At 43.9% G+C, this 11,654-nt stretch carries 6 protein-coding genes; 3 read left to right on the top strand and 3 right to left on the bottom strand.

What is annotated here, in order from left to right:
• Positions 1-592: 592 nt before the first annotated feature.
• Together WC647_19745 and WC647_19740 are read right to left on the bottom strand one after the other, a co-directional pair.
• Positions 593-1,237: a hypothetical protein gene (locus WC647_19745; protein MFA6224538.1), complete on the bottom strand. Its 645-nt coding sequence runs from the start codon at positions 1,235-1,237 to the stop codon at positions 593-595.
• Positions 1,238-1,359: 122 nt separating this feature from the next.
• Entirely contained in the window at positions 1,360-2,568 is a 1,209-nt protein-coding gene (locus tag WC647_19740) for a PDDEXK nuclease domain-containing protein (GenBank protein MFA6224537.1), read from the bottom strand.
• A 2,339-nt stretch (positions 2,569-4,907) separates the two neighbouring features.
• Here WC647_19740 and WC647_19735 point away from each other — a divergent pair.
• Positions 4,908-7,601 carry an ankyrin repeat domain-containing protein gene (locus WC647_19735; protein ID MFA6224536.1) on the top strand — a complete coding sequence of 898 codons (2,694 nt, stop codon included), beginning with the start codon at positions 4,908-4,910 and terminating at the stop codon, positions 7,599-7,601.
• A gap of 829 nt (positions 7,602-8,430) precedes the next feature.
• Positions 8,431-9,450 carry a DUF4917 family protein gene (locus tag WC647_19730; GenBank protein ID MFA6224535.1) on the top strand — a complete coding sequence of 340 codons (1,020 nt, stop codon included), beginning with the start codon at positions 8,431-8,433 and terminating at the stop codon, positions 9,448-9,450.
• A gap of 262 nt (positions 9,451-9,712) precedes the next feature.
• On the opposite strand, the gene WC647_19725 is transcribed toward WC647_19730, so the two are convergent.
• Positions 9,713-9,958 (bottom strand): hypothetical protein, encoded by a 246-nt coding sequence (locus WC647_19725; protein ID MFA6224534.1) that lies wholly within the window; start codon positions 9,956-9,958, stop codon positions 9,713-9,715.
• 437 nt (positions 9,959-10,395) lie between these two features.
• Here WC647_19725 and WC647_19720 point away from each other — a divergent pair, with 437 nt between their 5' ends.
• On the top strand, positions 10,396-11,604 hold the full coding sequence (locus WC647_19720) for a hypothetical protein (protein ID MFA6224533.1): 1,209 nt from the start codon (positions 10,396-10,398) through the stop codon (positions 11,602-11,604).
• Positions 11,605-11,654 lie beyond the last annotated feature (50 nt).

Genomic DNA, 11,654 nt, shown 5'->3' with positions numbered 1-11,654 from the left:
ACCTACAACAATTATTGGCGACTAGAAAGGCTGGGATTCATGAGCCCTGTGGAATACAGACATCATCAATTGACAAGACAAGCAGCCTGAGGCTTAAGTAATGTCCAAGAAATCGGGTGCGGTTCAAATGTTATAAATATTAGTCATAACTTCAATAAGTTATGACTGAAGTTGTATTAATTGCGCTTACTGATTAGTTGTAATGATTACGCCTCGGAAACCTTGCTGTCAACAGGATTTTACAAACAGTAACCATTTGTCGGAAAAAACGGGGTTGTTTGTCGAGTTTGGGCAGACTGACTATTTTTCCGGCGGCACTATTTTCTTTGATGTTGCAATTCACTTTCGCGTAAGCGAAGTTCTCCTTCAACACGCATTCGCTCCAAAATCAGGCTATTATGTTGGGATTCATCAGCCATCTGTCACACCTCCAGTTCTTCATAAGAAGGTTGGTCTCTGAAGCTGTCGGGCCAGCAATCAGAGGCTGCTTACCAATATAGTTTACCGATAGCAAATAATCTAAGTTGAAAATACGGTCTGGAAAACATTCTTGTATGTGAGCTGAGACGTCATTCGGGAGGAGTCGCTTTCGTTAAATCGAACCCATTGATGAGCCCCCACGTTTCTTGTTCTCAGAAAGGAAAGATCTCATCTTCTCATGATGTCGGCAAGCAAGAAATATGTATGTGATTGCAATTATAAGATAAATGTTAGTTGTGATCGTTCCGAGAAGAAGTTGATTGGGAATACAGGAGAGTAACCAAGAAAAAGGTGGAAGTGTGATTGAAAAATTAAAGGGGAAAAAAAAGGCCGAAGTCAGTATCGATAGAACCAGACAGAGTAACCAAGCAATAAAGGTGACCCCGTATACTGGTAGGTAGGAATGGGAAAGGCCTTTTGCCCTTAGCTTTCCGCTATCATCAGCTAACCAGTGTTCCCACTTCCACTCCAACGGGGAATCGTACATCTTGGTCCTAACGAAACAAGCAATCCTTTTCAAAGCAAAGTCTTGTTCGAAGAATATGAAGTCCCACATGATGGCCACGAGAGGAATGATCGCGAGAATTATTAGGACTATAATACCGGTTGAATCATTTTCAGTCGTTTTTTCAGTCCCCCTGCTGATAAGGCCTATGCCTTTGTAAAAACTAACTCCGGCCAATGATGCCAGAGTAGTCACTTTTGCGAATGACACCCTATTCCGAGTTTTAATGATATCCAGGACATCGTCATGCATTTTTCTGAGGAATTCCAAATTGCAGTCCTCTGTATAAGTCCTGTTACTCAAATCCTTAACCCTTATTGTATGATTGCTGTCTCTACGTCCGCAGGACACTGAAACAGTGAACAAAAGATAGTTCAATCATTCTTGTCGGCATCTATACGCTGCTTTTTCGGTTTAATCTTGGACTTTTTTGAATCAGGGGTAACGAACTCTTCGATCAGTAGTCTCTCTCGTTCAAGTTCCTTCTTTAATTCCTCAATTGTCGGGAGGGCAAAGCGGTATTTTGAAGCAAATATTTGTTGGTTTTCTTCACTAAGGACATATCGAACCACTGAGTCATTCTTTTCCGCACACAGCAATATACCAACCGTCGGGTTGTCGTCCAGTGTGCGTATCTCTCGGTCGTAATAATGGACGTACATCTGCATCTGGCCCAGGTCGCCATGAGTCAACTTTCCGGTCTTTAGATCTACGATTACATAGCATTTGAGCTTTATATGATAGAAGACAAGGTCAGGGTAAAAATGGTCACCATCCAGGGTTAAACGCTTCTGTCTGCCGACAAAGGCGAACCCAGCGCCCAATTCCAGCAAGAAATCCTGTAAGTACGAGATTAGCGCATTTTCCAGGTCGTTTTCAGACAGTTTGGCAGATTCCGGGATATCCAAAAATTCCAATACGTAGGGATCCTTTATGATGTCAACAGGTCGAAGACATTCCTTGTCTTCCCTGGCTTCCATGAGCATTTGTCGTTTGTCCTTGCTCATGAGGAGCCGCTCATAAAAAAGTGAATTGATCTGACGAGCCAGTTGACGAACACTCCAGTTATTTTCCGCAGCCTCTCTTTCATAAAAGGACATGGCTTCAGGATCAGCAACTCTCATCAACATACGATAATGTGACCAGCCCAGATTTGGATGGAGTCCTCTTTGCAGATTGGCTACACACTGTGTAGCTTTTTCAGATTCCCCATCAGACGCCATTGATATTGATTGCGTCAGTAATTCGCTACACGCCGTGTAGCCTATTTCTACCGAACGACCCTCAAAAGATAGATAAAACTGCCTGAAAAGTTTGAGGTTTGGGACAGAAAAGCCCTTGCCGTAGAGTTCAATGAGCCTTTCGGACAAATTCCTGATCAAACCCGTTCCATATCCAGCTCTATCCGCCCCCGCCTGTAACACATTGACAATTTCTTTACCGATCAACCAGTAGGCGATCACCATTTCAGTGTTCACAGAACGTACTACATTGTTTCTCGCCTTTTCTAAAATCGACACAACTCGATCAAACAACATTGACTGAGCCGGATGCGATGGAAATGTTTCTATTTTCCTCGGCATTTAAAAGTCGGCCATAGTTTATTTTTTTAATCTTTTTCGTGCTCTGATTCGTCAGAGTCGTCTTCAGTTTCTTTAGCGGCGGCCATTTGCAGGAGAGCCTAAGCTTTTTTACAAATGTTGGCGTTTATTACTGTTTACGTAACGGTATATCCGCAAGGAAGGCCAGGGATAACCTCTGAAAAATCGGATATTAAGGACGTTTGAATTTTCCATTATGGTCAGGTCTAGGTCTCGTGTATAAACGCAACGGCTGTTCAGCATCTGCGTGGCAATACTGCCAACCTTGGCTGAGTTTCTTCATCGATATGACTCGCACGAGTGAACTATAATGTTTTTGATGTGTTGTATCAAGGAAACTGTTTAGACGGGATGAAGGCGGCGGTAGCCAGAGCCGTCACAGGCGGGTGGGCGAGGCTATGGCTGTAATCTGGCCAGAGACAGCCAACAGGAAATAATCCGTAAAATAGCCCCACAAGCATATAAACACAGAAAAGAGATGACATAAAATTTGTTTTCGGATGAGCGGCAGCGAATGGAACCCGGCAGGGTCGGAAAACGCCATTTTATGTAAGACCGCCCACTTGGAACCAACCAGGGTTCTGGAACGCAACGACAAATAAGGATTGATCCACAGCGAAACAGGATGTCGAGACCGCCTGAGATGGCCGAGGAAACACGATTAAAGCCCCGGCGGGCACGCCTGTTGCCCGGCAAGGAACGTGCAATACAGATTATCGGAAAGCACGCGACGTGACGGAGTATTAGCAGGAGGCGTGATAACGTCCTTAACCCAAGGATCGACGCCGCAATATGTTTGGGGAAAAAAGGTAAAGGGCGTCTGGCGGCGCGACGCTTGCCCAGGCCGAAACATGCGGAACCAAAACGGGAATTTAAAAAGAGCAATTGCATGTTGAGGGCCAGGGAGATGAAAGCGGCGTGATGGGCGAGTCTTCAAAAGCCGCTGATGTCAAAATAGTCTCGTGTTCCCAAAATCAGGAAGCTTCCGGTATGTTCAAACGGATACATATTTTACGAGATTCCTGTCATCTTTTCATATAGTATTAAGGCCAAGGAATGATCATTTTGATTCAACCGGAACCATAACCTCTTCATTCATCAAGAAACCGTAGAACAGGAATCAGATCTCGGTCCCGTTGAGTAACCACCCTTTTTAGAATTTGTCGAACCCCCCGGTGTTTTCACAAACCGGCAACGGAAAAGAATTTGGGGCTGACAATAAGTAGTTTCTGACGGAATGGAAGATTCTATCCAAAAGCCGCAATTTTCTGCCCCCCCCTCTGGTTTATTTCGGTTATCCGACCGGAACCATTTCGGAACAACTGATTCCTGGTCAGTGGGGCTCTCTACACGCACGCGGTGGATGTCTTTCCGGTCTACATCCCTGTATTTGCTTGAAACTCCCGGACTACAGACTGTGGTGATATTTTTGATTTACAAAAAGGAATTGTCTATTCTCCTCAAAATAAAATTGGCTTGAAGAACCAATCATAATTAATCGGGAATAAAGGTAACGTTTTTTGGTTGGTTAATTTTAGAAAAATTACGAAAAATACCTCAACTCATTGAAAAATGGGAGGAAAATAGCGTGAGTTATTGTTACAATTGAGCCTTCTAATCCGTAGGTCACAGGTTCGAATCCTGTCGGGCGTGCCAATTAAATCAGGATGTTAGTTAGACGATGTTCCAGAAATAGTCACAAGGGATAACCACCGTCGGGATTTGCTCCACCCCATCCTCTCTTTTTCCAAAACAAATTGACATAGAAATAAATTGTATGAAAAAAGGGCGATGGGCTTTAACGAATCGTTTTAGGCGACATGCCGTACCAGATACCATGACACGCGCTGGGGCTAAATAGTCAGAACATAATACAAACCGTCCCCAATAATAAAACTAAGTCCATTTTATTTGAGAAACGAACTCCCTACCTTCTGATCCGTAGTCAGAGACCAATGACTTGCTCCTGTTGTTATCAGTTAACTCGGGGATGTACATTTATTAATGATACTAACTTGTTATCACGCACTAGCTATTACGGTTTGACATTGAATCACAGCGCTGTTAGCCACTAATATGGACACCAAAAACTACGCCTGCATCTGTATGTATTCAGCTCATAATATCGATCTTTCTAGACTGCAACGTTTCTGTTCGAGTCGAACAAAATTTGATAGAAAAAGGTTTGGTTGTTCGTGGAGGGTTTGTTACATTGAGCTATTCAATAACCAGAAACTGACGATTTCTTACTAGAATTCTCTGAATTGTTAAAAATGGGCTGCTCTACTATCACAGAGAACCGCCTGATGGGGGTAAATGATATGCATCGCACATTTTTTGGCCTACCAGTTATTATTTTCATCACATTTTTGTCCGTAGTAACGCCCGCAATCGCAGGAGAGATGGACCAGGAACTGATCGAGGTTGCAGGGATTGGAGATACTGCCAGACTGGAGGATCTGTTACGAAAAGGCGCAAATGTAAACGCAAGAGATGATGATGGTCAAACACCCTTGATTAAGGCGGCCGGCGAGGGTCGTGATAAAATTGTCGACAAGTTGTTAAACTCGGGGGCTCATGCCCAACTTACTACAAAGGATGGGCAGACAGCGCTAATAGAAGCCTGCAGGCGTGGACACTCTCAAGCGGCTCGACTGTTGCTCGAAAAGGGGGCCAATGTTCACATCAAGGATAAATCAGGCCGTGACGCTCTTATGTATGCGTCCAGAAAGGGGTCAACGGACACCATTGCCCTTCTCATTCAATGGGGCTCCAATTTAAATGTATCTGACAAAAACGGCGAGACAGCATTAATAATGGCTTGTAAACAGGGCCATAGAGATGTTGTTCGAAGTCTCCTAAACAGAGGAGCAAGTATACCTGCTGACGGCAAATTTGGTTCCGAGTTGGTTAAAGCCTGTATGCTTGGAGATGTCGTTAGCGTCAGTGGCGTTTTAGAAAAAGGCGCTGACGTTGACTCTAAAGCTCGAAATGGAAATTATCCAGCTATATTTCTCGCCTCGGCGCTAGGCTACGCAGATGTGGTGAAATTGCTTTTAAAAAAAGGCGCAAACATTATTCCGAAGTCTGAATCTAAACACGCTCCTCCGTCGTTGATATACGCAGCCAAGAACGGTCACCTGCCGGTCGTGCAGGCTCTCTTAGTCGACAAAATGGACCTAAACGCAAGAGACGAAGACGGGGACACATCGTTAACGCTGGCGGCTGAAGGAGGGAATTTAGACATAATTGATCTGTTGGTCAGCAAAGGGGCAAACGTAAACACGCCAAACAGCTCTGGTGAGACTGCACTAATGCTAGCTTCTGAAAACGGGCATGCAGAAGTAGTAAAATTACTCCTGAGCAAAAAGGCAAATTCAAACTTGCGAGATAAGCGAGGGCTGACGGCTCTTATGGCTGCATCCAAACTGGGCAATCTTGAAACTGTACAAGTTCTGTTAGAAGGTAAGACGGACCCCGACTCGGCTGACAATAGGGGTAAGACGGCAGTTATGTTAGCTGTTTCAAATGGCCGCCCCGAAGCGCTTGAAGCCCTTCTTGAAGCAGGAGCCAAGCCAGATAAATCAATGAAAGATGACGGGTGGACTGCTTTACTAGAGGCTGCAAAACACAATCGACTTGAAGAGGCCAGGTTGTTGTTGAAACATGGGGCCGCGCCAAACAATAAGGACAGAAAAGGTAGTAGCGCACTACACTTCTCTGCGGGTCGTGATTCCCTGGAGATGGTTAAATTACTTCTCGAAGCTGGGGCTACCCCTGACCAAAGAGATTCTGAAGGCTGGACCCCACTGATAGTAGCTTGCGCTAGTAATCTTCAGGAGATAACGACAAGGCTTATCGATGCTGGCGCGGATGTAAACGCTAAGACGAAGAAAGGCGCTTCCGCTCTCATGTTGACCTCGATTCGAGGCTATTCTCCAATTGTGGAACAACTTTGGGAAAGAGGGGCAGACGTTAATGCTCTTGACTCCAAAGGGCGCACTGCCCTGTTTTATTCCGTTGTAGGGAACAGAATCTTTATTGCAAAAGGCCTTCTTGAGAAAGGCGCTTTGCCAGACCTGAGAGACAACGATGGTTTAACTCCACTGATGTTGGCCAGCGCCGAGGGGAATGTTGACCTTGTGAAACTATTGTTAAAAAACGGCGCAGATATAAATTTGAAAAGCAAAAGAGCAGGGACAGCTTTAAACATCGCGGAGAAATTGCGCCATAGGCCAGTGATCGATTTACTTACAAACTACACTGCTGTTGGCTTAGGAGCATTGGACAGTCCAGAGCCTGTGGGCGGCTTTCTTGGTGTGAACATACAAAATCTCTCGCCAGAACTAGCCAGGTCCTTGGGCATGTCAACAACTGATGGCGCACTAGTTGTACTAGTCACTCACGATTCGCCAGCCCAAAAAGCTGGAGTCATAGTAAAAGATGTCATCCTGAAATTTAACGGAACGACAGTCAAGGATGTAAAAGATCTCCTAACAAGAGTTAGGAACTGTTCGCCTGGTGAAGCAGTAACATTGACGGTTTTTAGAGATCGGCGCCTGGTCGGACTTGTCGCTAATATCGCTGATCGCCCCGAAGCAAAACAACACGAAACTCATGCGGAACAGGAGAAGCCGAACACGTCTTTTGAAGATGCAATCAGAAAATTTAATGCGGCGCCAGGTGATGATTATGTTGAGAAGCCACCCACGTCCATACCGAAGGACGAGAGATTTATTGTTCTGAACGGAAGAATTGAGACTAGGGACGGTGATTTGATCATCTGTAAGACTCAGACAACATCTTATTCAAGGTCGGACGAAGTGCTTCCTGGGAAATGGGCCTTCAAGTCGAACCTCATTCCGTCTTATCTCCCGAGGATTAATGAAGAAGTCAGAGTTATTGGCAAAATAGTTAGTGTCATAAAAGGCCAATTGGTCATCGGCGCTCCCGTTCACGTAATTGTGCTGGAAGCCGAGGCAGTCGAAGCGGATGGAAAATTCTTTCAACGATAGAGAACTATTCAGTGAATAGTTTCAATGAGAGATCAACTTGTCTTCGTGACTGGCAATGCCTTCTTCCAAATTCTGTATAGCTGAAACCGAAACATTTCAGGCTAGGATACCTGGACCATAGCAATTTAACCAAGGATCGACGCCTTGAGATGGTTGAGGAAAAAGCAAAATGGTTATGGCGCCACGGCGCTTGCCTCCGGCATTACACATGCTAGTCCATAACGGCTTCAATCAAATTCTATTGCATGTGGCATGACGGAGAAATGCAAGCGACGTGATTGGAACTAATAGACGTTATAGTGACGACGACTCTATCCGCCCCGATAAATTGATTGTAACATGACTATCAGTCAATCATTTTCTTGTTTTCGCGGCCCGAGTAATCTGAGTCGAATCCCGGTGCACTAGCGGCCAGAAGATTCAGTATGAATTTACGAGTTTTTTTTACTGCGACCTGAAAATGCCTCCAGCGTTGGGCGAAGACTAATCATTCAGCAAGAAATGCTGTCAGCTCTGGTCGGTTATCGTAATTTGTCACGACCTGAGATAAGCCATGACGAGCTATACATTTAGCAGAAAATCTTGAAAACTGTCAAAGTACATTAACCGTCGTATCAGATCTGCAAAAAAGTAATTGATGTTCATCGCCGGAACCTTTTGATATTATTTCTTTTGTCTGGGAACAATCTTCTCGCATAATATTTCTGTTTTCGTCGGAATGATGCAACGATTTACAGTTAACGGGGCGTAATCGCCGAAAATAGATGTCTTGTTTAATCCAGAGCAAAGGGTTGACCATATTGGTCAGAACATTCATGAGGAGGCACTGATGTCGTTAACACCATGGGATGAACTTGAGAAAAATTTTGAGATCTTGGTTCTTGGGAATGGAGCCAGTGCTGCTGTTGATGAAGGCTTCTTGTATCAATCCTTAAGGCAAGAAGCCGAGGGAACTGGCCGCATAACTCCTAACGTGTCTGAGATATTTAATTACTTGGAAACCTCTGACTTTGAACTAGTGCTAAAAATGCTGTTGCACACTTCTCGCGTCAACCAAGCTTTGCGGATAGACAATGACACTCCGGAAGCTGTTTATTCCGAAATTAAGAAAGCGCTGATTGAAACCGTTCGCGAAACTCACGTTCCTTATGAAAAAGTGCTCCGTCTTTTGAAGCCAATGTGGAAATTCATGGAAAACTTTCACACGGTCGTGAGTTTGAATTATGATTTATTAGTCTACTGGGCGATAATGGCAGGAAACGAAGAAATAGGCGGCAACCATTTTAAGGACTGTTTCGTAGATGAGAACAATCAGTTCCGGTATAATAAATGGGATGAGCTCAGGCAGGGGTGGAATGGTCTTAAAAAATCGACTCTGGTGTTTTATCCTCATGGAAATTTGTGTCTTGAAACTGATGACACCAATTCCGACAGGAAAATTCAGAGACAAGAAGATAATAATTTATTGAATGTCATCTTAAAAAGGTGGGAAGATGATAATATAAGTCCACTGTTTGTCAGCGAGGGGACCACTCAACAAAAAACAAAGGCCATCAGTCGTAGCCCATATCTAAGTACCGTCTCCAAAATAGTTCTTCCATCACTCACAGGAAATGTTCTCGTGTACGGTTGGTCTATGAGTGAGAGCGATGTGCATCTTGTTCAAAGGCTTATCACGGTTAACACTCCGAAGGTGGCCATTTCAGTCCACAAGGGAAACAAGACATATACAGAGGTCGAGCAAAAGTGTCATGATTTCGAACGCCTCGTTCAACTATGCAGTCCATTCACAGACGTAGAATTCTTTGATTCACAGGATCAGGGGTGCTGGCTTCAAACACCCTCTTAAAAGTCGATTGGAGGCTGTATTTTGGGAGGCCCAACGTCGTAAATCAAGTGCTTTCGTGCCGCGCTCCATGGTCCACTCTTAAAGCAATTATCAGGATGATCCGATGACCAAGCGTTTTTTGGGATGCTGTTATGACGGATGAACCTGAATTTCCATGATTTACTGGTGAGACGCTAGTAGAATGTCACCTTTGATGGCAGGTTGCCTTCTCGCTCGTGCAAGGGACTGAGGTTGTCATTATTGCAGGACTTTCCCCAAAAATTTAGGTTAATCCCAACGAGAGTTGTGAATTGGGCATTCCCTTATTCTTTTCGTGAAAAATTGCGTCATGGCCCGCTTTAGTGAGTATCTCCTTAATGCCATCAGGCATGGCATAGTAATGAAAATCAGGTATTCCAAAGATACGTTGGGCGGCGTTTATGGCATGAAGGGCGAGGATCTCCAGTTTAGGTTTGCGACCAAGATGAACCGCAGCGAAGAAACATACCGCTAATACCAATGCGGCCATATTTTTGATTCGTTGATACGTCAACACCCTGATATCTTACAGTCTGTAACTCTGTTTAATGAAACGGATCGTTTCCTCGACACGCCACGCGTCAAATAGGCCTGATTCTTCTTCAAAACTTGACTCGCTCATTACCTATATAAGATTTAATGGGATCTAAGCTAAGAAAATGCTATGGTATAATCCATCAGAAACATGGTATCCGCAGTCCTGCTCCAGATGGAGCTAAAGGAAAAGAATCCCCGAAAGCGGTTCTCTAAAAACGCGTGGCACACTTCGAGATACTATTCACGTTTGAGAGAAGAATTTATATTTTTAAAAGCTTTGCGGAAAAACAAAAAACTAACGCCTAGAAAAGCATTTTGCCAAATAATGAACTTTTCAATTACAAAGAAAGAAAAGGCATGTAAAAAATTCCGGGAAGGGGGAAAATAACATTGAGTTCTTTGGCCTATTTTCTGGCACGAGCAACTGCCCCTCAAAGGAGAAGCAGAGGTCGAGTCCCATCATACCAATTAGAGGTTCGTCACGAAGGCCTCAATAAGTATCGTTTAATAAAACATTCGAACCCGGATGTTGTTAACGAAATGGCTGATGCTCAACTGCGCCAGTGGGATGACATCTGGCAAAGACGAGTTGACCGCGGAAACAAGGCTTTGAGTAAAAATGAGAAGAAAGAAATTGCTTTCAGTCGAACGAGGGAAGCCCAAGAATCCATTAGCCAGCTAGACAATATACTTATCTCAGCTTTGTCTAAAACAACTGAGCTTGATTGGGATAAATTAAAGGATCGAAAACCCTTCCCAAGAAGCAAGCCGTTTCCAACCAACGCTGTATCAATTCCACCTGAACCTATCAAAACCCACATCAAGTATAGACCGGAAATCAACCTCCTCGACCATTTACTTAGTTCCCGCAAGGCCGCCAAAATTAAGGCTGCCGAGGAACTCTTCCAAAACGATTACGAAACATGGATAAGAGAGAAGAACCAGATAGAAGCAAAAAATGAATTAGCTAAGACAAATTTTCAGAAAAGTTTGGAACACTGGAATCAAGAGCTTGGAAAATGGGAGACTAACCAAAAAAAACAGCATGTACAGATTGAAACACTAAAACAAGACTATCTTGAACTCAATACAGAGGCTGTAATCTTCTACTGTGAAACTGTATTATCGAATTCAACATATCCAGAGTGGTTTCCACAAGACTTTGATATAGATTATAATCCTACAAACAAAACCATTATAGTTGACTATATCCTTCCAGACCTTACATTAGTCCCGAAACTTTCCGAGGTGAAATACATCACTTCCTCAGACAATTTTAAAGAAATTATGCTCTCTGATTCCGCAATCAAGAAACTCTATGACCCACTAATTTATCAAATTACTTTACGAACCATATATGAACTATATTCAACCGATGTTGCAGGGGCCATCGACAGTATTGTGTTTAATGGTTGGGTCACCACTACAGATCTCGGAACAGGTCACAGTAGCTCTGTTTGTATACTATCGGTCCAATCCCAAAAGGAAGAATTTAGTAAACTAAACTTACGAGAAGTTGACCCCAAGGCTTGTTTCAAATGTACTGGTTCAGCGGAAAATGGACAGAGGCCTCTTTTTCTTAGACAGTCGCTGGTGTGAATCGAGATTATATTCCGCCCTTCGGGCGGGGATTTTTTAGGCATCACAAG

The sequence above is a fragment of the Desulfomonilaceae bacterium genome, from assembly GCA_041662605.1.
In the GTDB taxonomy this organism is placed as follows: Bacteria; Desulfobacterota; Desulfomonilia; order Desulfomonilales; family Desulfomonilaceae; genus CAJBEZ01.
This window is presented reverse-complemented; position numbering and strand designations above follow the sequence as displayed.